The sequence below is a fragment of the Ruegeria sp. AU67 genome (assembly GCF_900312795.1).
GTDB lineage: Bacteria > Pseudomonadota > Alphaproteobacteria > Rhodobacterales > Rhodobacteraceae > Ruegeria > Ruegeria atlantica.
Map to the genome: position 1 here is coordinate 16835 of NZ_OMPH01000017.1, position 23094 is coordinate 39928.

General features: G+C 58.2%; 26 protein-coding genes. 13 read left to right on the forward strand and 13 right to left on the reverse strand.

Annotated elements, in window-relative coordinates; all coding sequences use genetic code 11:
* The first annotated feature begins 4 nt into the window (after nucleotides 1-4).
* Nucleotides 5-556: a hypothetical protein gene (locus DK510_RS06040; RefSeq protein ID WP_109311341.1), complete on the forward strand. Its 552-nt coding sequence runs from the start codon at nucleotides 5-7 to the stop codon at nucleotides 554-556.
* Here the strand turns inward: DK510_RS06040 and DK510_RS06045 are convergent, their stop codons facing one another.
* Nucleotides 557-1699: a deoxyguanosinetriphosphate triphosphohydrolase gene (locus DK510_RS06045; protein ID WP_109311342.1), complete on the reverse strand. Its 1143-nt coding sequence runs from the start codon at nucleotides 1697-1699 to the stop codon at nucleotides 557-559.
* A gap of 76 nt (nucleotides 1700-1775) precedes the next feature.
* Between DK510_RS06045 and DK510_RS06050 the strand changes: the two genes are divergently transcribed.
* A complete protein-coding gene (locus tag DK510_RS06050) occupies nucleotides 1776-2099 on the forward strand; it encodes an iron-sulfur cluster assembly accessory protein (protein WP_058277565.1) in 324 nt (107 codons plus the stop codon).
* A gap of 60 nt (nucleotides 2100-2159) precedes the next feature.
* Nucleotides 2160-2939, forward strand: coding sequence for an exodeoxyribonuclease III (xth, locus tag DK510_RS06055; protein WP_109311343.1), 780 nt, complete (start codon nucleotides 2160-2162; stop codon nucleotides 2937-2939).
* A 4-nt stretch (nucleotides 2940-2943) separates the two neighbouring features.
* Here the strand turns inward: xth and DK510_RS06060 are convergent, their stop codons facing one another.
* Together DK510_RS06060 and dksA are read right to left on the reverse strand one after the other, a co-directional pair.
* Complete coding sequence (locus DK510_RS06060) at nucleotides 2944-4095, reverse strand: FAD-dependent monooxygenase (protein ID WP_109311344.1); 1152 nt, start codon at nucleotides 4093-4095, stop codon at nucleotides 2944-2946.
* A gap of 70 nt (nucleotides 4096-4165) precedes the next feature.
* Nucleotides 4166-4588: an RNA polymerase-binding protein DksA gene (gene dksA / locus DK510_RS06065; RefSeq protein WP_058274529.1), complete on the reverse strand. Its 423-nt coding sequence runs from the start codon at nucleotides 4586-4588 to the stop codon at nucleotides 4166-4168.
* A gap of 372 nt (nucleotides 4589-4960) precedes the next feature.
* On the opposite strand from dksA, the gene DK510_RS06070 reads away from it, so the two are divergent.
* The 5 genes from DK510_RS06070 (at nucleotide 4961) to DK510_RS06085 (ending at nucleotide 9098) form a co-directional block, all read left to right on the forward strand.
* Nucleotides 4961-5806 (forward strand): MoxR family ATPase, encoded by an 846-nt coding sequence (locus DK510_RS06070; RefSeq protein ID WP_109311345.1) that lies wholly within the window; start codon nucleotides 4961-4963, stop codon nucleotides 5804-5806.
* A gap of 116 nt (nucleotides 5807-5922) precedes the next feature.
* Nucleotides 5923-6372 (forward strand): N-acetyltransferase family protein, encoded by a 450-nt coding sequence (locus tag DK510_RS06075; RefSeq protein WP_370246206.1) that lies wholly within the window; start codon nucleotides 5923-5925, stop codon nucleotides 6370-6372.
* Nucleotides 6369-7736 (forward strand): DUF2927 domain-containing protein, encoded by a 1368-nt coding sequence (locus DK510_RS06080; protein WP_109311346.1) that lies wholly within the window; start codon nucleotides 6369-6371, stop codon nucleotides 7734-7736. The genes DK510_RS06075 and DK510_RS06080 overlap by 4 nt, the downstream gene beginning before the upstream one ends.
* Before the next feature lie 3 nt (nucleotides 7737-7739).
* On the forward strand, nucleotides 7740-7910 hold the full coding sequence (locus DK510_RS22950) for a hypothetical protein (protein ID WP_186437468.1): 171 nt from the start codon (nucleotides 7740-7742) through the stop codon (nucleotides 7908-7910).
* A 3-nt stretch (nucleotides 7911-7913) separates the two neighbouring features.
* Nucleotides 7914-9098: a VWA domain-containing protein gene (locus tag DK510_RS06085; protein ID WP_109311347.1), complete on the forward strand. Its 1185-nt coding sequence runs from the start codon at nucleotides 7914-7916 to the stop codon at nucleotides 9096-9098.
* A gap of 3 nt (nucleotides 9099-9101) precedes the next feature.
* Here the strand turns inward: DK510_RS06085 and DK510_RS06090 are convergent, their stop codons facing one another.
* Nucleotides 9102-9770, reverse strand: a complete 669-nt coding sequence (locus tag DK510_RS06090; RefSeq protein WP_109311348.1) for a hemolysin III family protein — start codon at nucleotides 9768-9770, stop codon at nucleotides 9102-9104.
* 150 nt (nucleotides 9771-9920) lie between these two features.
* Entirely contained in the window at nucleotides 9921-10271 is a 351-nt protein-coding gene (locus DK510_RS06095) for a hypothetical protein (protein ID WP_160116467.1), read from the reverse strand.
* Between the two features lie 311 nt (nucleotides 10272-10582).
* On the opposite strand from DK510_RS06095, the gene DK510_RS06100 reads away from it, so the two are divergent.
* Nucleotides 10583-11269, forward strand: coding sequence for a M48 family metallopeptidase (locus DK510_RS06100; RefSeq protein ID WP_109311350.1), 687 nt, complete (start codon nucleotides 10583-10585; stop codon nucleotides 11267-11269).
* A gap of 68 nt (nucleotides 11270-11337) precedes the next feature.
* Here the strand turns inward: DK510_RS06100 and DK510_RS06105 are convergent, their stop codons facing one another.
* Genes DK510_RS06105 through DK510_RS06125 form a run of 5 tightly spaced genes read right to left on the reverse strand, consistent with a single transcriptional unit; the run spans nucleotide 11338 to nucleotide 16552 of the window.
* Complete coding sequence (locus DK510_RS06105) at nucleotides 11338-11880, reverse strand: RSP_2648 family PIN domain-containing protein (RefSeq protein WP_109311351.1); 543 nt, start codon at nucleotides 11878-11880, stop codon at nucleotides 11338-11340.
* Nucleotides 11877-13079: an RSP_2647 family RNA methyltransferase gene (locus tag DK510_RS06110; RefSeq protein ID WP_109311352.1), complete on the reverse strand. Its 1203-nt coding sequence runs from the start codon at nucleotides 13077-13079 to the stop codon at nucleotides 11877-11879. Before DK510_RS06110 ends, DK510_RS06105 begins: the two co-directional genes overlap by 4 nt.
* A 38-nt stretch (nucleotides 13080-13117) precedes the next feature.
* Nucleotides 13118-13390, reverse strand: a complete 273-nt coding sequence (locus DK510_RS06115) for a hypothetical protein (RefSeq protein ID WP_109311353.1) — start codon at nucleotides 13388-13390, stop codon at nucleotides 13118-13120.
* Entirely contained in the window at nucleotides 13377-16166 is a 2790-nt protein-coding gene (locus tag DK510_RS06120) for a glutamine-synthetase adenylyltransferase (protein ID WP_109311354.1), read from the reverse strand. Before DK510_RS06120 ends, DK510_RS06115 begins: the two co-directional genes overlap by 14 nt.
* A complete protein-coding gene (locus tag DK510_RS06125; RefSeq protein WP_234998953.1) occupies nucleotides 16163-16552 on the reverse strand; it encodes a nuclear transport factor 2 family protein in 390 nt (129 codons plus the stop codon). Before DK510_RS06125 ends, DK510_RS06120 begins: the two co-directional genes overlap by 4 nt.
* Before the next feature lie 147 nt (nucleotides 16553-16699).
* On the opposite strand from DK510_RS06125, the gene DK510_RS06130 reads away from it, so the two are divergent.
* From DK510_RS06130 to DK510_RS06145, 4 genes are all read left to right on the forward strand, one after another.
* Entirely contained in the window at nucleotides 16700-17122 is a 423-nt protein-coding gene (locus DK510_RS06130) for a DUF2852 domain-containing protein (protein ID WP_108858373.1), read from the forward strand.
* Between the two features lie 65 nt (nucleotides 17123-17187).
* Complete coding sequence (locus DK510_RS06135; RefSeq protein WP_058274521.1) at nucleotides 17188-17619, forward strand: RDD family protein; 432 nt, start codon at nucleotides 17188-17190, stop codon at nucleotides 17617-17619.
* A gap of 77 nt (nucleotides 17620-17696) precedes the next feature.
* On the forward strand, nucleotides 17697-18521 hold the full coding sequence (locus DK510_RS06140) for an arginyltransferase (RefSeq protein WP_109311356.1): 825 nt from the start codon (nucleotides 17697-17699) through the stop codon (nucleotides 18519-18521).
* Between the two features lie 6 nt (nucleotides 18522-18527).
* Nucleotides 18528-18917, forward strand: coding sequence for a VOC family protein (locus DK510_RS06145; protein ID WP_109311357.1), 390 nt, complete (start codon nucleotides 18528-18530; stop codon nucleotides 18915-18917).
* Between the two features lie 406 nt (nucleotides 18918-19323).
* On the opposite strand, the gene DK510_RS06150 is transcribed toward DK510_RS06145, so the two are convergent.
* From DK510_RS06150 to DK510_RS06160, 3 genes are all read right to left on the reverse strand, one after another.
* Nucleotides 19324-20640 (reverse strand): amidohydrolase family protein, encoded by a 1317-nt coding sequence (locus DK510_RS06150; protein WP_109311358.1) that lies wholly within the window; start codon nucleotides 20638-20640, stop codon nucleotides 19324-19326.
* Between the two features lie 298 nt (nucleotides 20641-20938).
* Complete coding sequence (locus DK510_RS06155) at nucleotides 20939-21271, reverse strand: hypothetical protein (protein WP_109311359.1); 333 nt, start codon at nucleotides 21269-21271, stop codon at nucleotides 20939-20941.
* 144 nt (nucleotides 21272-21415) lie between these two features.
* Nucleotides 21416-22630 (reverse strand): plasmid recombination protein, encoded by a 1215-nt coding sequence (locus DK510_RS06160; RefSeq protein WP_109311360.1) that lies wholly within the window; start codon nucleotides 22628-22630, stop codon nucleotides 21416-21418.
* Nucleotides 22631-23094 lie beyond the last annotated feature (464 nt).

Below are 23094 nucleotides of genomic sequence, written 5' to 3' on the forward strand. Positions count from 1 at the left end.
CCCTATGCGCCTTGCCCTGCCAATCGCCTTCGTTCTGACCTCTGCCCTGCCGCTTTGGGCCGACATGCCTGAACCGCAAGGCCATGTACTTTTGACCCTTGGCGGAGCGGTCACGGAAACCAACCTGCCAGCCCGTGGTGAAAACGTTGGCGGTCTGCTGGGATACTTGGAGGTTCAGCACGACGGAGCCGCCGGCTTTGATGCGGCCATGTTGGACGGACTGGAGCAGGTTGAAATCACTATTCCTTACGGCCCGGAAGACAATCAGAGCGACATCGCCTTTTCCGGGCCACGCCTGTCGGACCTGTTGATCATGGCCGGGGCCGAAGGAAAAACCGCCAAGCCAATGGCCATGGATGGCTATCAGTCTGAAATTCCTTGGGACAGCATAACCGCCCATCAACCCATCGTCGCGACACACGCCGACGGTGCGCCGATGGGTGTTGGCGGCTACGGCCCCACTATGATCGTCTTCCCCCCGACCGATGACCCCGACCTGGCCGCCGAACAGTCGGGCCAGCAGGTCTGGGCGTTGGCTTACATCGGGGTCGAGTGATCAGGCACCAGCCAGCCTTGCGTGATCCTGCAGGGCAAATCGGTCGGTCATTCCTGCAATGTAGTCCGAGACAATCCGCGCCAGCGCTGTTTCATCGCTGGCCGCCTCAATATCCTCATGCCAGCGCGCGGGCATCTGTTTCGGATCGTTCATGTAGATTGGGAACAGATCTTCCACGACTTTGCTAACCTCGGCGCGCACGTCCATGACGCTGGGCGCGCGGTACATCTGCTTGAACAAAAAGGCGCGGATTTCCCTGAGTTGCGCCCACAAGCCACCCGAGAACTGGATCACCGGATAACCAATATTGCGAATTTCCTCGACGGTCTCCGCGCCCGAACTCGTGATCAGCCCACGCGACGTGACAATCACATCGGAAACCATGACGCCGAAAACACGGCGCAGCGCTTCATGCCGGCGCCGATAAGAATCCAAACCCAGATATCTCCGATCCACCTCGGCATAGCAGTCACCGACGATAGGCAATTGCCCGATTTCATCATCCGTGAACAGACCCGCCCTCAACCCGTCCAACAGGTCATGGTTGTTATAGGCTATGTCATCCGAAAGGGCGGCAACTTGTGCTTCGGCACTGGCATGAGTGTACAGCTCAAGATCGAAACCCGCGTTGCACTCGGCCAGCGCCCACGGCAAATCACCGGTGACCGGCCCGTTATGCTTGGCGATCCCCTCTAAGCACTCCCATGTCAGGTTGCATCCGTCAAACTCGGCATAGTGGCGTTCCAGCTTCGTGACGATGCGAATGGCCTGTGCGTTGTGGTCAAATCCGCCGTAAGGCTCCATGAGCGCATGTAGGGCATCTTCGCCCGTATGTCCGAACGGTGTGTGTCCCAGATCATGCGCCAACGCCACGGCCTCGGTCAGTTCGCCGTTCAAGCCCAAAGCTCCGGCGATTGTTCGCGCGACCTGCGCAACTTCGATAGAATGGGTCAGGCGCGTACGATAGCTGTCGCCCTCGTGCTCAACAAACACTTGTGTCTTGTGCTTAAGCCGCCGAAACGCGCTGGCGTGAATGATCCGGTCCCTGTCGCGTTGAAAGCATGACCGGAAACTGCTTTCCTCCTCTGGCACAAGCCGCCCCCTGGCGCGGCCTGGGTTCGAGGCAAAACCCGCTATGTTCAAAGGCCTTGTCCTTGTCGCCTGTCCTTGCACTTTCTATATTGTAAGGCGTAAAGGAAATAAACCTTTGGAGTTTGGCATGAATCTGCCCCCCACAGTTACAGAACGCGCCTTTGAACGTCTCGCCGAGATCGGTGCAGCCGATCAGGGACAAGCCCTGCGCGTCGCAGTGGAAGGCGGCGGATGTTCCGGATTTCAATACGAAATCGCGTTGGACGAACCGAAAGAAGACGACCTTGTGCTGGAAGGCAAAGGCCAGAAAGTGATCGTCGACGCGATTTCGTTGCCGTTTCTGGAAAACGCGGTGATCGATTTTACGCAGGAACTGATCGGCGCGCGGTTCGTGATCGAGAACCCCAACGCTACCTCTTCCTGCGGCTGCGGCACTTCATTTTCAATGTGACCTTGCCCTGCCCGCGCGGTTGAGGGATAGATCAACCGGCAGCCAGCCGGAGGATCGCGCATGAAAATCGCCACGTTCAACATCAACGGCATCAAAGCGCGAGCCGAAGCCCTGCCCCGTTGGCTGGATGACGCGCAGCCGGACATCGTTTTGCTGCAAGAGATCAAGTCGATCGACGAGAATTTTCCCCGCGAGCTGTTTGAAGAGCGCGGTTACAACGTCGAAACCCACGGGCAAAAGAGCTTCAACGGCGTGGCGATCCTGTCCAAGCTGCCACTTGAAGATGTGACTCGGGGCCTTCCTGGTGACGACGAGGACGAACAGGCCCGTTGGATTGAGGCGACCGTCATTGGCAAAAAAGCCCTTCGGATCTGCGGTCTGTACCTGCCGAACGGTAACCCGGTGCCGGGTCCGAAATACGAATACAAGATGTCCTGGATGGAGCGGCTATATGACCGCGCGCGCGATTTGCTGGCGAGCGAAGAGGCCGCGGTGATGGCTGGCGATTACAACATCATCCCGCAGGCCGAAGACGCCAAACGTCCAGATGCGTGGCGCGAAGATGCTCTGTTCCGGCCGGAAAGCCGCGCCGCGTTTCGCAAAATCCTGAATCTGGGGTTCACGGAAGCGTTCCGCGCCGTCACCCAAGGTCCTGAGCATTATTCGTTCTGGGACTACCAAGCCGGTGCCTGGAACCGGAATGACGGGATCCGTATCGACCATTTCCTGCTTACGCCGCAGGCCGCCGATCTGTTGCGCGATTGCAGGATTGATGCCGAGATACGCGGGCATGAAAAGCCCTCGGACCACGTCCCGGTCTGGATCGATTTGGACCTTTGAAAGATCACGCTGTCACGTCGTGGCTGTATATCCAGTCGTATTTCCGGGACAATCGTGGCCCTACCGCCATCAGAGCCGCCTGTGCGGCCAGCCGCATCGGGCCGCGCAGGTGGAAATTTCGGGCATTGGCACCGGCCGCAGAAACCACACGCTGCGTCCTTCGGTGACGGCGGGTTTCATAAGTGGACAGCGCCTGCTCTATCCCGGATTGGTCATCAAAAGATCGGGCCAGGACCCACGCATCTTCAAGCGCAAGACAGGCACCCTGCGCCATAAATGGGAGTGTCGGGTGAGCCGCATCCCCTAACAATGCAATGCGCCCGTTCTGCCAGCGTTCTGCGACGGGTCGCAGAAACAACGCCCAGATGTGGGGTTCCTGTACCTGCCCCAGGATTTCCCCGACCACGCCGCCAAAGTCGGAAAATCGAGCGCGCAGTTCCTCGGGGTCGCCGCGTCGGCGCCAGCCTTCTTCCTGCCAATCGGATCGTTCCTCGATCGCGACAACGTTCATCAAAGTGTGATCACGCAGAGGATACGTTACGACATGCCGGCCCGGTCCCATCGTCAGAACGGCGCTGGGTTTGTGATCGCGACGCGCCCAAGGAATCGTCGCCCGCCAGGCCACCTGATGGGTGAATTTCGGTGCTTCGGGCCCGTTCAGGTCTGCCCGGATCGTGCTTCGCCCACCGTCGGCGGCAATCGCACAATCAACGCGCAGGTTTGTACCATCTTCCAGAATAACCTCGGCTTCGGAGGGATGTTTGCGCACCTGCGCAACTCGTGCGCCCAGTTGAAACTCGACCCCGTCCCGAAGCGCTGCCTTGTGCAGCAATTCCACCAGGTCAGCACGATGGTAGTAATAGGTAGGCCCAGCGACTGGGGCCGGTATCTCGCTAACAGACCGACCTGCCCGGTAGTCGCGCAACACCGTTCCGTAGGACCGCTGGCCCGCCTCGGGTGTTTCACCCACAACGTTCAGGGCACGCAGTACAACCATTCCGTTGGCGCTGATCTGCAAACCGGCGCCGACCTCGGTCAATTCAGCTGCCTGCTCAAAAACCACGACCTGAGCGCCGCGTTGCCGCAACGCCAGAGCGGCGGCGATCCCACCGATACCACCGCCGATGATGCCAAATTTCAGACCGTTGATATTCATATCACTGGCTTAAAGCAAAAACGCCGGAGCAAAAGACCCCGGCGTTTGAGAATTCTGATTTTTCCAGCGATCAATCGTCGCGGTGGACCTTTTCGCGGCGCTCGTGGCGTTCCTGTGCCTCAAGCGTCATGGTCGCAATCGGGCGCGCATCCAGACGCTTCAGCGAAATCGGGTCGCCCGTCTTCTCGCAATATCCGTATTCGCCTTCGTCGATCCGGCGCAGGGCCGAGTCAATCTTGGCCACCAGCTTGCGCTGGCGATCACGTGTCCGCAGTTCCAGCGCACGATCAGTTTCCTCGCTTGCGCGGTCTGCGACGTCCGGAATGTTGCGAGTGTTGTCCTGCAGCCCTTCGATCGTATCGCGGCTGCCTGCCAAAAGTTCAGTTTTCCAATCCAGCAGCTTACGACGAAAATACTCTAACTGCTTGTCGTTCATGAATGGTTCGTCTTCGGCTGGACGATAATCCTCTGGCAGAAATACTTCCTGCTTCATTTTTGCTCCCTCGGTGTGGCCTGCAACGCCGGTCACCTTTGCTTCACCTGACATGCGGCAATCCCCTTCTGCGGAGCGTTTATCCGACAGCGGGGGGAATGTCACTATGGAAACTTAGCCCGGCTGCGTGCTGTTTCAGGTCGTCTAAATATGAGACTTTAAACAACAAATCCTTGTTTTTCTGTGAAAATTGACAGGCATTTTTGGGGCGTTCCCAAAATTGTCGTGCCCGATGTTAGCATCCGAATCAACCAAAGGCATTGGAGTCGCACGTCAATTTCGCGCTGCGCGACGTTGCGACCTGTCTTGTCAAATTTTTCACCCCGCTATAACCCCAAAGACACATGCCGCGCGATATTGAATGAGGGGCCCATGACCGCACGTTTCCAAGGTACAGCCGAATATGTTGCCACCGATGACCTGACAATTGCAGTGAATGCTGCCGTTACGCTGGAACGTCCCCTGCTGGTCAAGGGTGAACCCGGAACCGGCAAGACCGAACTGGCCAGACAGGTAGCAGGCGCGCTGGGGCTGAAGATGATTGAGTGGAACGTGAAATCCACCACGCGCGCGCAGCAAGGCCTGTACGAATATGACGCGGTCAGCCGCCTGCGCGACAGCCAATTGGGTGACGAGCGTGTACATGACGTGTCGAACTATATTCGCAAGGGTAAACTGTGGCAGGCCTTTGAGACCGATGAAAAGGTCGTGCTGCTGATCGATGAGATCGACAAGGCCGATATCGAATTTCCCAATGATCTGTTGCAAGAACTCGATAAGATGGAGTTCCACGTCTATGAAACCGGGGACACCATCAAAGCCAAAAACCGCCCCATCGTGATCATCACCTCGAACAACGAAAAGGAACTGCCCGACGCGTTCCTGCGGCGCTGTTTCTTCCACTACATTCGCTTCCCGGATGAGGCGACCATGCGCCGTATCGTCGACGTGCACCACCCGGGTATCAAGGATGCATTGCTGACCACAGCGCTGACCCAGTTTTACGAAATCCGTGAAACGCAGGGGCTGAAAAAGAAACCATCGACCTCGGAAGTGTTGGACTGGCTCAAGCTGTTGCTGGCCGAAGACCTGACCGCCGAAGACCTCAAGCGCGACGGGGCCAATGCGTTGCCCAAGTTGCACGGCGCGCTGCTGAAAAACGAACAGGACGTTCACTTGTTTGAACGTCTCGCCTTCATGGCGCGCAGCAAACGCTGAGAAATTTGAACACTTGGTGATCCCCGCTTGCCTTGCGGGGGGGGCGGTGTCAGCATTGGCTAAAAGACCGTCCGGCGTCGTCGGGCAGTTCGGCCTGACGACATAGGAGCCATTGCTTGTCTGACACCCTCAATATCCGGGCGCTGCTGCCCGAAGATCGCGCCGAATGGGCCGAGATGTGGCGCGACTATCTGGCGTTTTATGAAACGACCGTGCCGGATCAAACATATGACAGCACCTTCGCACGGTTGCTGGGCAATGATCCCAACGATTTTTCCTGCTTCGTGGCCGAAGCGAATGGTCAGCTTGTCGGTCTGACCCATTACCTGTTTCACCGCCATGCGTGGAAAGAAGAAAGCGTTTGCTACCTGCAAGACCTGTTCGCCCGGCCCGAGGCGCGCGGAACCGGCGTTGGCGGCGCCTTGATACAGGCAGTTTATGACGAGGCCGACCGGAAAGGCGCTCCTTCTGTCTATTGGCTGACGCAGGAGTTCAATCACACGGCGCGCAAGCTCTATGATAGGATCGGCAAGCAAACGCCCTTTATCCGGTATCAACGCCCATGATCAGGGTCGCTGCGGTCCTGTTTGGCTTTGCCGTCGCCGGATGCACCGCGGTTGCCCCCCCTGAACCGCCAACACGCGTTAAGGCCATCGAGGCAAACCTGCCGCCCGCCAAAGCGTTCACGTCAACCCGACCCAGACCACCCGCCCGGTCGAACGCTAATATTGCAGCCGATTTTCTTTCTTTGCACTTCGCGCTCGAAGGCGGCGCCACCCTGCCCGTCTTCACCCGGTTCGAGGGCCCCGTCACCGTTCGGCTTACGGGATCACCCACACCGTCAATGCAGCGCGATCTGACCCGGTTGTTGACGCGTCTGCAACGCGAGGCCGGGATCGACATTCGCCAGATAACGGGTGGCCAGGCCAACATAACAATCGAGGCCGTCAGCCAGGAGCAGATCCAGCGAATCCTGCCGCAAGCCGCCTGTTTCGTGGTTCCCAACGCATCCAGCTTTGAGGAATATCGACAGGACCGGCGCAAACGGAAAAGCAGCTGGACCGCGCTGCGCAGCCGCGAACGGCTGGGCATTTTCATTCCCTATGACGTGAGCCCGCAGGAAAAGCGCGACTGCCTGCACGAGGAACTGGCGCAGGCACTGGGGCCGCTGAATGATCTGTACCACCTGCCGGATTCGGTGTTCAACGACGACAATATCCACACCATTCTGACCGGTTTTGACATGCTGATCCTGCGCACGGCTTATTCGCCCCAATTGCGCAGCGGCATGACGCGTGAGCAAGTCCAGGCCGTCCTGCCCGGCATCCTTAGCCGGCTGAACCCGCGCGGCGACACCTTGCCCGCGCAACCTGTTTCGGACACCCCGCGCGAGTGGATCAATGCCGTCCAAAAGTCGCTTGGATCAAGGCCAAGCACACGCAACCGGGTGAAAGCTGCAGAAAGAGCGGTTCAGATCGGGCAGGAACAGGGCTGGACCGACCATCGACGGGCATATCCGCATTATATTCTTGGCCGCATGGCGCAATTCGACAATCCGCAAGAAGCGATCCGACACTACGAAACTGCCATGCAATTTCTGCGCTCTGCTCCGGGAACTGAAATTCATCAGGCTTATGTGACAACGCAAACCGCGGCCTTCGCGCTTTCGCAAGGAAAAGGACCAGAGATCCTGCCCGAACTGGACAAGGCAATTGCTGTCATGTCGCGGGCCGAAAACGCCTCTCAATTGGCCACTCTGTTACTGTTGAAATCCGAAGCGCTCAATCAGGCCGGACGCCCGAAACAGGCACGTACCGTCAGACTGGACAGTCTTGCATGGGCGCGATACGGCTTTGGCTCGGAAGTCGTGGTCCGGTCGCTGATGCAGGAAGTTGCCGAAGGTCCGTCCACCAACAACAGAGGCGGGTAACGCATGGTCGTAGTTTTGGGAATGGCGTTATTGGGGGCGATCCTTGGCGCGATGAAGGCTCGCAAACGCAATGGCAGCGGCGCGGATATTGCCCAATATGCGGCCGGTTACGGCATCGCATTTGCCATTGTAGGTCTGGTGCTTTCCCTGATCCTGGTTCGTTTGGTGGGTTAACGCATGTTTCTGCCCTTTTTCGAAAACCTCCGCAAAGCTGGCATTCCCGTATCACTGCGCGAGTATCTGACTTTTCTGGAAGGCATGAAAAAGGGTCTGGCGACCTATGATGTCGAGGCGTTCTATTATCTCGCCCGCGTGTCGATGGTGAAGGACGAGCGCAATATCGACAAGTTCGATCAAGCTTTTGCCGCCAGCTTCAAAGGTCTGGAAGAGATCAGCTTTGATCAGGTGCTCGAAGCTGTCGATATCCCTGCCGAATGGCTGGCCAAGATGGCCGAGAAACACCTGTCAGACGAAGAAAAAGCCGAGATCGAGGCCATGGGCGGCTTTGAGAAACTGATGGAGACGTTGCGCGAGCGTCTCAAGGATCAGGAAGGCCGCCACCAGGGTGGCAACAAGTGGATCGGCACCGCTGGGACGTCGCCGTTCGGGGCTTATGGCTATAACCCCGAAGGTGTGCGGGTCGGCCAGAAGGAAAGCCGTCATCAGCGCGCCGTAAAAGTGTGGGACAAGCGCGAATTCAAGAACCTGGACGACACGGTTGAACTGGGCACCCGCAATATCAAGGTCGCGCTGAAACGCCTGCGTCGTTGGGCCCGCGAAGGTGCGGCCGAGGAACTGGATCTGGACGGAACCATCCGCGCCACCGCCGAACATGGCTATCTGGACGTCAAAACCCGCCCCGAGCGTCACAATGCAGTCAAAGTGTTGTTGTTTCTGGATGTGGGCGGCTCGATGGATCCACATATCAAAGTTGTCGAAGAGCTGTTTTCCGCTGCAAGAACCGAGTTCAAGCATCTGGAATATTACTACTTTCACAACTGCCTGTATGAAGGCGTCTGGCGTGACAATCACCGCCGATGGGATCAGCAGACTCCGACCCACGAAGTACTGCGCACCTATGGTTCAGACTACAAGTGCATCTTCGTCGGCGACGCCTCGATGAGCCCTTATGAGATTGCCTATCCCGGCGGCGCGAACGAACATTGGAACAAAGAAGCCGGTCAGGTCTGGCTGCAGCGCGCGCGCGAGCAGTGGACATCAAATCTGTGGATCAATCCGGTGCCGGAAAAGTACTGGGAATACACCCATTCCATCGGCATGATCCGCGAGGTTTTCGAGGACCGCATGGTGCCGATGACGCTGGCCGGTTTGGAACAGGGGATGCGGGAACTAACCCGCTGACCGTTAGATCTGCAGGACCGGCGCCCAGGCAATGCGGAACGAAACCGCAAGGAAAAACAACACGCTGCCTGTCAGAACGAAGACATGCCAGATCGTGTTGTGGAACGGCAACCAATCCAGAAGATAAAAGGCGATGCCCGCGGTATAGACGATGCCTCCGGTGATCATCAGCGCCACAACTGGTTGCGACAAGTCTGCGAGTAGTGATTGACCTGCCCAAACGGACGCCCATCCCATCAACACATACAGCGCCAAACCGAACCAACGGAACCGGTGCGGGTCGATCATTTTCAGGATTGATCCAAGGGTCGCAGATGACCAAAGACCGATCATGAGCCCAGTCATTGGGGCACCGGAAAGTAAGATGAATGGTGTGTAAGTACCTGCAATCTTGACATAAATCCCAGAGTGATCGAGGCGGCGCAGCAGCTCGCCCCATCTGTCAGATTGCACCATGTTGTACAAAGCCGAAAACGACAGCATCAGGATGAGCGTGAAGCCGTAGACCGAGACCCCAAGAACCGCGGCAGGCTCGGTCCGGTATAGGGCAGTCAACGCGATCAGCGCCGGAACAGCAACAATTGCCGCCGCAACGCCAAGGACATGAACAATGCCATCACTGACTCGTTCAGCCCGGCTATAGGCTGGTCGGATATCGGCAAATGACCACATAATATCAAAGTTATGACGCGGTCTGCCCTACGACAAGTCTGGCAACCGCTGTGTTTCACACTGTGACGATATGTTGATTGTAAAAATGCGCCGTGCAAGCCCGCCGAGACGACGACTAAGCCGAGGTGAATGGGCGCGTTTCTTTGATACTCATCGACTCATGCGGGACTGACGTAGGCTTCGCAATTCGGCGCTTGTAGTCGGTGGCGACTGAGGTGCGGCGCTGGGCTGCGGTGAAGGACTGGGCTGGCTTTTGTCTGGCAGAATTCCATAAAACAGGGCGGTCCAGCCCAAAACAGTCCCCAAGGCCAAAGCAGGAAGCGCGATCAGAATAGACAGAGACTTACCCAGTGAAGTGTCCAATTCCATGGGCATAACTACAGTAATGCTGACGATCCCGAAAAGAAGAGTGACCGGCGCCGAGCCCACAAATATGGCGAAGGCTTTGATCGTTCCAGCCGGGTCAGCCAGCCAGTTTGGCGTCAGTTTCGAAATTGCCATTGCCATACTGATACCTAACGCAATTGACGTGGACAAAACCAACGGTCCTATGTGGAACCCCTTAGATAAGCCAACAACCAGTGCTCCGGCCGACGCCAAAGACAGAAGAATGCCGTACATCCCCAATGATTTCAGGCAAAATTTGTGCGCCCGCAAACAGAAACTCTTCATAACAAAATCTACCTTGTAGAAAACCTTGCATCGAATTCGTGCTATGCGGGAAAATGGGCGAGAATTGGACGTATTCACCTTTATGGCACAAAAGCTCAAGCGCGGTTGCCTAATCCCCTGCCCGGAACCATATTTGTAATATGCTTCGTCTGACCCCGATCCTGCTGGCCATTGCCTATGCCCTTGTGATGTACCGGATTTCTGTCTGGCGCACCCATAGGGACCTGGATGCAAAATCGACTGAGCTGGCCGACCCTGCCCTGAAACGCATGACCGACCGGCTGGCTGCAGCGTTAGAGATCGACCGGGTGCCGGTCTACATCTACGAGATTGACCCCGTGAACGGTCTGGCGGCACCTGACGGTCGGATTTTCATCACGCGTGGATTCTATCGCAAATTTCGCAGCGGTGAGGTTTCCGCCGAAGAAATGGCAAGCGTCATCGCGCATGAGCTCGGTCACGTGGCGCTGGGGCATGCGCGCCGTCGGATGATCGACTTTTCCGGGCAGAATGCGCTGCGGGCCGCTTTGATGATGCTGCTGAACCGCTTTATCCCGTTTATCGGCGCGTGGATTGCCAATATGCTAACACACCTGCTGGCGTCGCGCCTGTCGCGCAGTGATGAGTATGAAGCTGATGAGTATGCCGCCGCTTTGCTAACCAAAGCCGGGATCGGAATCGGGCCGCAGAAGTCGCTGTTTCACAAGCTGGAAGACCTGACGCAGCAGCGTTCTGGCGTTGTACCCGCCTGGTTGATGAGCCATCCAAAAACAGACGAACGGATCGCTGCCCTGGAGGCATTAGAGCAGCGTTGGAACCGTGGCTGATCTAGCAGCGGGAGGCCAGCCTATCGCGCTCTCCGGGATAGTATTAGCCAAATGAAGCTGGATCCCGATTACGTAGAGAGCGCTTTGCCCAGGCGTGGGAGACGGGCTTTTTTCATCAGCGGGCGCAAGGTCCATTGGTCGCCCGACAGGCGGTTGGCCTCGGCCAGGACACGGCTGGCTGTGCCGCTTATGCCGTCGGGATCGGATTGCCAGAAGCCGTGCAACAGATTGTCCGGATCACGGCGGTCCAGCCCTTCCTCGGACAGGATGTTTCGGGGAAAGTCCTTGGCGTTGACAGTGACGATCACGTCCGCCGAGGATGCAACGGCCGTTGCCAGAACGTGGATATCTGCGCTGTCCGGCAGCCAGAGCCGCTGTTCGACATTGGTTGCCGCAGGAAACTCGGCTTTCGGCCAATTGGTCTGCGCTAGTGCGATTTCGGCGCGTGCCTGAGCCTCGCCTGTTGGGCCCAGCTTACGGGCCGCACGCGCCCATTCCTCGAGGATGCGCGTCGACCACACGGGGGTAAAATGGCCTAGTTTGGCAGCGCCGAGCAGCATCTCTCGCATCACCGTAGGGTAGATGACGCAGGTATCCAGAACTGCTTTCACAGCCGGTAGAACACGGCTTTGAGATAGCCGCTTTCAGCCAGTTGCGGCAGTTGTGGATGGTCGGGTCCGGCAAAGCCTGTATGGATCAGTTGCGCCTGTCGCCCTGCCCGACCAATCCCACGAGAGGACGCGTCGCGGAACCGGCCCAGATCAGCCGCGTGCGAGCACGAGCACAGGCCCAGATAGCCGCCGGGTTTGACCAGAGCTGCCGCCAAGCGGGCCACACGTTCATAGGCGCGCAGGCCCGCGTCCAGCGCTTGTCTCGAAGGCGCAAAGGCGGGCGGATCGCAGATGACGACGTCGAACTGCGCGCCCTCTTCGCCCAATTGGGTCAGGACCTCGAAGGCGTCGCCTTGGCGGGTTTGGAACGTGTCAGCAAAACCAGAGGCCTCGGCCCCTTTGGTCGCGAGATCCAGCGCGGTTGCAGATCCATCCACAGACAGCGCTTGCCCTGCACCACCAGCCAGCATGGCCAGTCCGAAGCCACCCACGTGGCTGAAGACGTCCAATACCTGCGCGCCGGGTTGGACCAGCCGCGCCGCGAAGGCATGGTTGGGCCTTTGGTCGTAGAACAGCCCGGTTTTTTGGCCGCCTGTCAGGTCGGCCATATACGTGGCGCCGTTCATCGGCACCGGCAGCGGCGCATCGGGGGCTGTGCCACGCAGGGTGAGGTTCACATCATCCAGGCCTTCCAGTCCTCGGGTCCGGCCCGAGGCGTTTTTGAGCACGGTAGTCACGCCGGTGACAGTGACCAGAGCCTCGGTCAGAGTTTCCAGATGCGCCTCGGCCCACGCGGCATTGGGTTGGATCACACAGGCATCGCCAAACCGGTCGATGATGACGCCGGGAAAGCCGTCCGCTTCGGCATGGATCAGGCGATAACAGGGTGCGTCGAACAGGCGTTCGCGCATCTCAAGCGCGCGGCGCAGGCGGGTTTCGAACCACGCGGCGTCCAGTTGCACGTCCAGATCGCGGTCCAGAACGCGGCACATGATTTTGGAGTCAGGATTCACCGCAACCAGTGCAATGGGCGCGCGTTTGTCATCCTCAAGCACCGCCAGTGCCCCTGCCGGGATCTTGCGTGTCCGACGGTCCGTCACGATGTCATTGGCATACACCCAAGGAAAACCGTGGCGCAGGCCACGTGCGTTGGCTTTGGGTTTCAGGCGGATACGGGGGTGATCGGCAGTTTGGGTCATGACGCCCTCATAGTCGCGAATACCCCGAGGGAAAAGCCCTAGCGGTCGCGCGATCGCCAACCGCCCCGCCGCTTGGGGGTTTTGGCAGATTGCAACCCCTCGGCCAACACCTGCGTCATCGGGTGATCCGCGTCCTGTAGGGAATAGGCGGCATGCAGATCGATCAGCGCCTGGGATTGGTCCCGTTCAGCCGGCAGGCTCAGCGCCCAGTCCAGAAAGATGCTGCGGCATTCAGGCAACGTGATGCCTTCGATCCGGTACGCTTCGCGGATCAACCCTTTGTGATCATTTGGATCTTTACTCTGCGCCATCATCTTCGTCCCTGATCACGCCGCCAATGATCCCGGCGGCCGTGCTGTAGTTGTCTTGCAGCGCGCTTTGCAGCTGTTCAACCTGTTCAAATCCAGTCGCGCGGCACAGGAAGGCAGATCCGCCCTCGCCGACCTTGTCAGCTTCGATGACCTTGCCGGACAACAAGCGCGCCGCGCATTGTACGGACCAGCATAGGTCGTAGCAGTCCTTTAGCGTTTGCGCCTGAGCGACATCCAGCAAACCAGCAGCGACGGCTCCGTCCAAACCGGAATGCACATCGCGCTGCACCACGCCTGACAACAGCGCCCCGGTTTCAGCCATCAGTTCGATATCCATCATCCGGCCGGGGCCGTTCTTGGCGTCCCAGATCCCCGCAGGTGATTTGGCTGCGGCCAAGCGGGCGCGCATCTCGGCCACTTCGCGCAGGGCCTTCTGCTGGTCACGCGGTTGCGACAGCAAGCCTGTGCGGAACGCCTCGATGTCTTCGGCCAGACCTTCGTCTCCGGCGATCACGTGGGCCCGTGTCAGGGCGAGGTGTTCCCAGACCCAGGCCTCGTTCTGCTGATAGTTGGTAAAGCTGGCCCAACTTGTCGCCACCGGCCCCTGATTGCCTGACGGACGCAGGCGCATATCGACCTCATACAGCCGCCCCTGCGACATCGGGGCTGAAAGGGCCGTGATCAGTGCCTGCGTGAACCGGGCATAATAGGTGCGGGTGGCCAATGGGCGCGGGCCGTCGGACATATCCTGATCCAGAGGGTCGTAGATCACGATCATATCCAGATCGGATTGCGAGTTGATCCGCCCCGCCCCAAGGGATCCCATGCCCAGCACGGTTGCACCGCGCCCCGGGGCCGGACCGTGTTTACGGGCAAACTGTTCGGACACACGCGGCAGGATCGCAGCGATCACAGCGCTGGCAAGCTGAGCGTATTGCTGCCCCGCCTGTTCACCATCGATCAGCCCGCGCAGGTGATGAACGCCAACGCGGAAGTGCCATTCTTTGCACCAGCGGCGGGCCAGATCCAACTGGCTTTCGTAATCTGTTTCCTCTGAAAGGGCCTGATCCAGATCCGCCTGCAGCGTGGCCTGTCCCGGCCAGTCGCTAAAGAAACTCCCGCCGATCACCGCATCAAACACCGATGCATTGCGCGACAGATGCGCCGCAAGCGCGTGGGATGTCCCGACAATATCAATCAGCAGGTCGATCAGTTGGGGGTTGGCCTCAAACAGTGAAAACAGCTGAACGCCGGCGGGCAAGCCTGACAGAAAACCATCCAGCGCCCGCAGCGCCTCGTCCGGTTGCGCCGTTTTTGCCAAACGCGATAGCAGCTCGGGCTTGAGACGTTCGAAAATCCGCGCGCCGCGTTGCGATCGCAGTGCGGGATATGTCGTCCAGCGGGCCAGAACGTTCTGGTCAAAATCCACCTCGCCAACTGGCGCGCGCGTCGAGGAACCGGGCGCAAAAAAGCCTTCGGTCAGGTCGTGCACTTCGGTCAGCCTGTGGGTCAGGTCACGGGTCAGTTCGTCGACGTCGATCCCCATCAGGCAAGCGACGCGTTCTATCCCGTCCGGCGATTGCGGCACCTTGTGGGTCTGAGCGTCATGGATCATCTGGATACGGTGTTCGACCTCACGATGGGCACGGTAGTGATCGGTCAGCTTGTCGGCCACGTCCTGCGGGACCCAATCCTTTTCGGCAAGCGCCGCCAATCCGGGCACCGTACCGCGCACGCGCAAGTCAGGGTCTCGACCCCCAGCAATCAACTGGCGGGTCTGGGTAAAGAATTCGATCTCTCGAATACCGCCCTGCCCCAGTTTCATGTCATGACCCGGAATGGTCAGAGCACCGCCGGTTCCCTTATTTTCACGTATGCGCAGGCGCATGTCGTGAGCGTCCTGAATGGCGGCAAAATCCAGGTGACGCCGCCAGACAAAGGGGCGCAGCGTATCCAGAAACCGTTGTCCTGCCGCAATATCGCCAGCGCATGGGCGTGCTTTTATATAGGCCGCGCGCTCCCACGTGCGGCCCAGGCTTTCATAGTACCGCTCGGCTGCCTCAGCCGCCATACAGACCGGCGTCACAGCCGGATCCGGGCGCAGGCGCAGATCAGTGCGGAATACATACCCATCCGCCGTCTTATCGCTGAGCGTGGCGCAGAAATTGCGTGTCGCCCGCACCATGCCTTGCCGCGCTTCGTAGAAGTCATCGGGATCAAACCGCGTCTCATCGAACAGGACGATCAGGTCGATGTCCGAGCTGTAATTCAACTCGTGTGCGCCCATCTTGCCCATCGCCAGGATAATCATCCCGGCGGCGGTTTCGACATCGTCCGGCCCCATGCCCGGAAGTTTGCCGCGCCGGATCAGGTTGGCGATCTCGGCCTTGGCCGCCACATCCGCCGCCAACGCGCCAAAATCGGTTAGCGCCGCGGTCACCTTTTCCAACGGCCAAGCGCCCGCCAAATCAGCCAGAGCGGTCAGCAACGCCATCCGCCGCTTGGCCAGCCGCAGCCCCGGTTTCAACTGATCCGGAGGTAGCATTCGCGCAGCCTGCAAAACGTCGGCCAGCGCGTCATCGGGGTTTTGCAACGCTGAGGCCAACCAATCGTTTTCGTGATCGATCAAGTTTTTCAGATAGGGGCTGGACCCTGCTGCCCCTGCGATCAACTCGCCCTGTTCGGATGTAATGCCGCTGACCGCCGCGCGCGCATCATCGCCAAGCGACTGGTCGAATGCACGTGGCAGGCGCTGAATGGAATGAGGTCCAGTCATTTCCCCTCCAGGGGCGTATCCTGACTGAAACTGTTGACCCAGACGTCATGCCGCCGCTCCCAAAGCGACGAGATTAGCATCGCCTCCCAACCCTCGGCCTTGGGTCGCTGATATTCGGCCCGGTACGACAGCAGAACGATATCCGAGGTCAAAACCCGCAACCGGGTGTCGCTTAGCTCATAGCGCGCCATCGTCGGAGCGTCGGCAAACTGTCCCACGTGATCATCCCGGTTCGCAAACCCCGTCGGATAAACCCCAAGAAAATCTGGGCTCAGCAAGGCCCGGCCTGCAGCCGCATTGCCTTCCATCAGGGCGGTCCAAACCTGCTTTTCCAGGTTCAGAATTTCATCCAGCGTCGGAGGTGTCGTATTTTCAATATGTTGCATAGGCGGAAAGTGCGCCCGTTCCACAGCAAGGTCAACCACCGCAAATTACAAAATGTAAATCATTTTTACATCGCCCCCTTGCAACCCGCACTTCAGCCCCCATCTAGACAATGTGAAAGCAATTTACATCAAACCCGGAGAACCCAAATGACCGCATTGTCCGACCACGCCGTCCCACAAAATCCGGGGTGGCTCTCTCGTGCCGAAGCCTGGATGGATGACAAGGGCAAAGGGGCCTGGATCGCCGCCATGGTCCTTGGTTTCATCTTTTTCTGGCCCGTTGGCCTGGCTCTTCTTGCCTATATGATCTGGAGCAAACGCATGTTCAGCAAATCCTGCAGTCGTCGCAAATCCTGGCACAGCCACATGAGCGCCATGAAGCCGTCCGGCAATAGCGCGTTTGACGCCTACAAGTCCGACACCCTGGCCCGGCTCGAGCGCGAACAACAGGAATTCGAATCCTTCCTGCGCCGCCTGCGCGACGCCAAAGACAAGGCCGAGTTTGACCAGTTCATGGACGAACGCGCCCGTGAAAACAACGATGAGGCTGAAAACGGCGAACGCGCCTAAGCCGACCTTGCCCTGTCCCGACATTCGGGACAGGGTGTCTTAAATTCTCAGCCGGAAATCAAAATATGACCCACCTGCCCGACCCAGACCGACAGCCGGAGTTTTACCAGTCTGTCGCGACCAAGCGTTTTATCGCCTGGCTTTTCGACATCGCCTTTATCTCGCTGTTGTGTACGGTGGCCATCCTGCTGACCTTTGGTCTGGGCTTCTTCGTCCTGGCCTTGATCTACGCCGTCGTCAGTTTCGTCTACCGCGTGATTACCATCGCCAATGGCTCGGCCACACTAGGCATGCGCTTTATGGGGATCGAACTGCGCGATTCATTTGGATCCCGGATGGATTTGGGCAAAGCGGTGGCCCACACGGCCGGGTATTTTGTCAGCATGGCCTTTCCGGTCATACAGATCATCTCAGTCATCATGATGCTGACCAGCGCACGTGGCCAGGGACTTACCGATGCGTTCCTTGGAACTGTCATGATCAACCAGCGCGCGTAAAAAATTCAACGACGTGAATCACTTGGCGGTTTTAGGATCGGTTGTTATCATCCGGTCCAAGGAAACACGAAACGTTCATGCGACACACGCTGCCAATCGCGCCACAATTTTATGTGACGGCCCCACAGCCTTGCCCTTACCTTGAGGGCAGGATGGAGCGTAAATTGTTCACTGCCCTTCAAGGGGAGGGTGCGGATCAGCTGAATAACTCTTTGTCCCAACAAGGGTTTCGCCGATCGCAAAACGTGTTGTACCGCCCGTCCTGCTCCGATTGCGCGGCCTGTCTGTCGGCCCGGATCGACGTGACGGCCTTCCGCCCAAGCAAAAGTCAGAAACGCGCGGCAAAACGCAACGCGTACCTGCAACGCAGGGCGAACTCACCCTGGGCCACGGACGAGCAATACGAACTCTTCCGCCGCTACTTGGATACCCGCCACGCGGATGGTGGAATGGCCGATATGGACGTTTTCGAATTCGCCGCGATGATCGAAGAAACTCCGATCCGCAGCCGGGTCGTAGAATATGGCGACCCAAGTACCGGAGATCTGATCGGCGTCAGCCTGACGGATGTTCTGGATGACGGCCTCAGCATGGTCTACTCGTTCTACACCCCCCAGCAACCGCAAAACTCGCTGGGCACGTATATGATCCTCGATCACATCGACATCGCGCGCGAAGCCGGGTTGCCATATGTCTACCTCGGATACTGGGTGCCGGGCAGCCCCAAGATGGGTTACAAAGCGCGCTTCTCAGGGCTTGAGGCCTATTACCAGGGCGAATGGATCAGCGTAAACAACCCATCTGAACTGACGGATTCCAGCCGCCACCCTTTGTCCACCGCGCCAATCGCGGAACAGGTTGCCAGCATCCAACTGCCCGACCGCCACCCTACCAAAGGCTGATATCCCATGCCCCAAAGTCTTTTCGCCGTCACCCTCGTGGTGCCGGACTACGATGACGCGATCGCCTTCTATACCCAAACACTCAGTTTCACCCTGCAGCAGGATATTGATCTCGGCGGTGGCAAACGCTGGGTCCGGGTTGCCCCGCCGGGTTCGGGCGACGCATCCCTGCTGCTGGCCAAGGCAGATAGCCCAAGCCAGACCGCTGCCGTTGGAAACCAAACCGGCGGGCGCGTCGGCTTTTTCCTTCAAACCGATGATTTCCAACGTGACCACAACGCAATGATCACTGCAGGCGTCCATTTCGAGGAAGACCCACGCAATGAGCCCTATGGCATCGTCGCCGTCTGGCGCGACCCGTTCGGCAATCGCTGGGATCTGATCCAGTTCACCTGATCTGCACTTCATCTGGCAAAAAATATCCCGGGGTTGAATTGGTCGCATACCAAGAAGGGGCAGCGCCCTTAGCCCATTCGTTAGTTGCACTTTCAGTTGTGGTTGAGAATTTATCATCCCTGACTGTGATCACTGGGGCATTGCCTGAGCGCGAACATCAAAATCGACCCAAGGCGGCCATTTGCGTCAGCCGCATCGAAGGTCTGGTTCGAGCCCGAAGCAGCCGTCGAAACGGAGATTGCGTACTGCAATGCAACATACAGGACCGTCCAATCCAAAAACTACACACAGGAAGCTTCAACCAACGCCTGTTCCGGACTAAGTTGCCTTCGAGATGAAAAGCGGCTGCTTGTCCAAACAACCAAAAGCAGGAAGCCGCAAAGACGCATCTGCTAGCTTAACGAAATCAGTTCAGCGTATTCTTATAGATAACGCCGTCCTTCATAATCAGGTCGAAGTTTTCGTCGTAGTCCACCAATACATCGATGTCTTCAAGCGGGTTGCCGTCGATCAGAATGAGATCTGCGTATGCGCCCTCTTCGATGACGCCCAGTTTTTCAGGGTAGGGGTTCCTTGGGCCAGACAGTGCCAACAATTCTGCATTTCCAGACGTTGCTTGGCGTAGAATTTCGGCGGGCTCGAACCAGCGGGTGCGCAGTGAGAACTCTTCGTTCTGGCGCGCAAGCAAGGCCGGGTCACCGATCACGTCTGTGCCGAAGGCAAGCTTCTTGAACCCTTTTTCTTTTGCAAGGCTGAACATGCTGTCCAAACCAGCCAGTGCCTGTTTGAAACGGTCTTGCACCTCAGGGCTCATGCCTGCGGGAGTATTAACAAAGACCAGCGCTTGCACACTGAGCCAAGCGTCATTTTCGATGACGATGTCGAGAGTTTCTTCATCAATGAAGTTGGCGTGCTCAATCGACTTAACCCCGTTTTCGACGGCAAGCCGTATGCCGCGCGTGTTGTAGACATGCGACATCACATAAGTGTTCCAGTTCTCTGCGGCCTGAACGACAGCGCGGACTTCTTCTGGCGTCATCTCAACCACATCAAGCGGGTCGGTCGGGGACGCGACCCCGCCACCGGTAAACAGTTTGAGTTGCGTCGACCCTTTGCGCAACTGCTCCCGTGCCGCCGACAAGGCCTGTTCCGGCCCATCAATCACGGCTGAGTGTCCCTGGCGGACGGCCCACGGCGCTTGCGTGGCGATCAATCTAGGAGGATCATTAGGAAGACGATAGTCGCCGTGTCCCCCTGACTGCCCGATGGTTCCGCCGGACACATAGAGCCGTGGACCATTCACCAGCCCTTCGTTGATTGCGCGCATTAGTGAGTACACATTGCCGCCTGCGTCTCTCGCCGTTGTAAAGCCACGCAGCAGCATTTTCTCCGCCTGGTCCGCTTGCGTGAACGCAAAGTAGTACTCATCAAGTGCGGCCAGTTCAGCGTAGTTGACCTGCAGAGTGAGATGGACGTGGGCGTCAATAAAACCGGGTGTCATTGTGCGCCCACCGCCGTCAATGACCATGGCACCCTCGGCGTCAATCGGATCGATAGACACTGCAGAGATGAGATTGTCCTCGATCATCACGCTGGCGCCTTCAATGAGTCTGTCACTCACGCCATCAAACACATTTACATTGGTAATGAGGGTGCGCGTTGGCTCGTCTTGCTCGGCGACGGCGGTGGATGCAAAGACCAAAGCAAGAATAAGGCTACGCATGAATTGTTCTCCATTGAAGAATATTAGAAATTTGGTCACGCTAAATCAGGAAGCTACCGCGACAGTTTGCTTTTTCAAAGTGCAATCTTGGCTGCACCAGCTACCTCGCCCATAAATGCCGCAATGCGGCGAGTGGCGGTTTTGTCCGCATTGCCAACCTTGGAGGAAGGCGACGTGAAAGTCCGCTTTAGCCACTGCGAGCACCCTGATTAGCCTAAGCGGCAAAAAACAACACAGCGAAGAAGGGCACGGTTTGATCGGCGCCCTTCTTCTGTTCGTCGCGCTTGCCGTTAGCCGCTTAACCCTTTGGTTCCGGATCTGTTGTTGCCATCACCTTCGGCTTGCTCTTCTTCGCCTCCCGCAGTGTCTCGACCTCTGGGTCGATGCCCGCTGGACGCAGCGGATGGCGCTGTATCTTTTTGGCTGCGCCGATTTTGGCGACGGCTTCAAAGAGCACGAAGACTTTGCGCCCGAAGGCATCGTCTTCAGTCGCGGCTTCAAGGAATGCAGGCAGCGTATCCGCAAAGGCCTCCATGATTTTTGCTGTGTCCTCGGCTTGCGCTTTGCCGATGTCTGCAATGATCCCGAGCGCGCGCAACTGCGCCGAGGAGAGGTTTGTCGGTAGGTTCATGAGAAATCCCTCTTGTTTACCGTAATTTTTTGGGAGCACTTGCTCCCGGTTATTGCCGGTGGGGGCTTATCGCCGCCACCGACACTCATCAGGTATGTTCATTGGTCTTTAGCGAGAAAAAAGTTTGAGGGGAGTTTGACACCCTTAAACCTCGGGATCCTTTTTTTGCCCTGGTTGGTGCCATTTATTGATCGCGCGCTTGAGTGTCGTGATGCGCCCCACCAATGACCGACGCACCTTGATGATCTCTTTCTTTGCGCGGTCCGGAAGGGAGGCCGTCGCTGCGACAATTGCGTCATCGGCCGCTTTGATCTCCTCAAAATGCGTCTGCACCTCAGCTTGGGCTTCCTGTCTTGCCTCCTCGCGGGCTTTTATGCGCAATGCAAAAAATGCTCTTCCAAACAAGCGCGCGGCGATGGATTTGCCATCAGGCTGCGTCATCTCCGCCAGCGTTTTGGGGTCGCCCTCCGCGACGGCCTTTGCGGTCTGTGTCACGGTCGCGGCTTGTTTCTCGCGGTTGCCTACGTGGGCTTCACGCTCTGCCAGTTGCCGCTCTTTCTCTTCCCGCCATTTGCGCGGGCTGACGTGTTCCACATACGCCGGAAGGCTCGCGAGTCCCTCGTTCTCATTGGCGCTTGATGTCAGATCTTTGCGATGCTGATGCACCGCGTCTCGCAATGCCTGCTTGCGCCGCTCTCCGCGCTTCAATCCAAGCTCTGCAAACCAATCTCCAACGCTGTCTTGCGCCTTCTCATAGTCCTTGATCAGAGCGTGCACTGATGGCTGCAGCATCCTGCGCCCGTCTTTGGTTTGTGAGCGTGGCAACACAACCGCCTGGATATGATAGGTGGTCTCATCAAGATCAGCGCGGGCGTGGATCACATCCTCACCAAAGCTGTCCCTGAGCCATGCCACAGCTATCTGCTCAAAGCGTTCTTCGCGGCTCTCGCCAAACAGGTCATCGATGTTGTCGTGATCAAACGCTGCAAACCAGTCCTTGTGCGCCGTGATGATCACCTCACGCAGAGGACCATGACGCGTTGCTCGCCAAGGATCCTTCGGGCCTTCCACAATCCGTTTGGCCAGCTCCGCCTTGCGCCGCCGTTTCTTGAGCCCCTCAAGCTCTTTAGCAAAGTTCTCCACGCGTATTTCTTCGATCTCTTTGAGAGCACGCTGCGCCCAGTCTTCGCCGCCGATCAGGCGCCGGTTGAGGCTCGATCGAGTTTCATCCACGTGACCGAGATCGCCACCTTTTCGCGTGCGATGCCGCTCATATCCACCCAGATCCGCTGGAAACAGACCTTCCATGCGCAACACCACAGGATGTCGCTTGGTGGCCTCCTTGATCACTTCGTCCATCACGTCGTCCTCTCGTCTTGAGGACGGGAAGTGGGTCCGCTGTCGCAAACTTGTGCATCGCAGGTTTGACGCGCCGTCTTGACCAAGGCGCGGCCTGGCCGTGCCGGGAGAGTTACTCACTAATCAGACCGCGCAGTTTCCCTTGGAAACCGCTCTGGCTGTCGTTCGTCGGGGCGCTGCCCCGAACCCCGCGCTACCGCAGGTCCCCTGCGCGGTGGGCGGCAAAGGAACGTTTGCCACGCTCCTCTGCACTCCATGGGCGCCTCCCGGCAGGCTCAAGGGGTATTCCGCATACCGCCCCGAGACCCCGTGCTCTTGAGGAAGATCCTTCGCCGACCTTCCCCAAGCCCCTTCCAGCGCTGGCCTCCGTGAGGCTGCGAAGCGGTGTGTGCACCAGGTGCAGGACGCCCGGTCTCAGCTGCGCAGACGTTGTGTCGCGCATCTGAGGCCGGGGACCAGCCCCG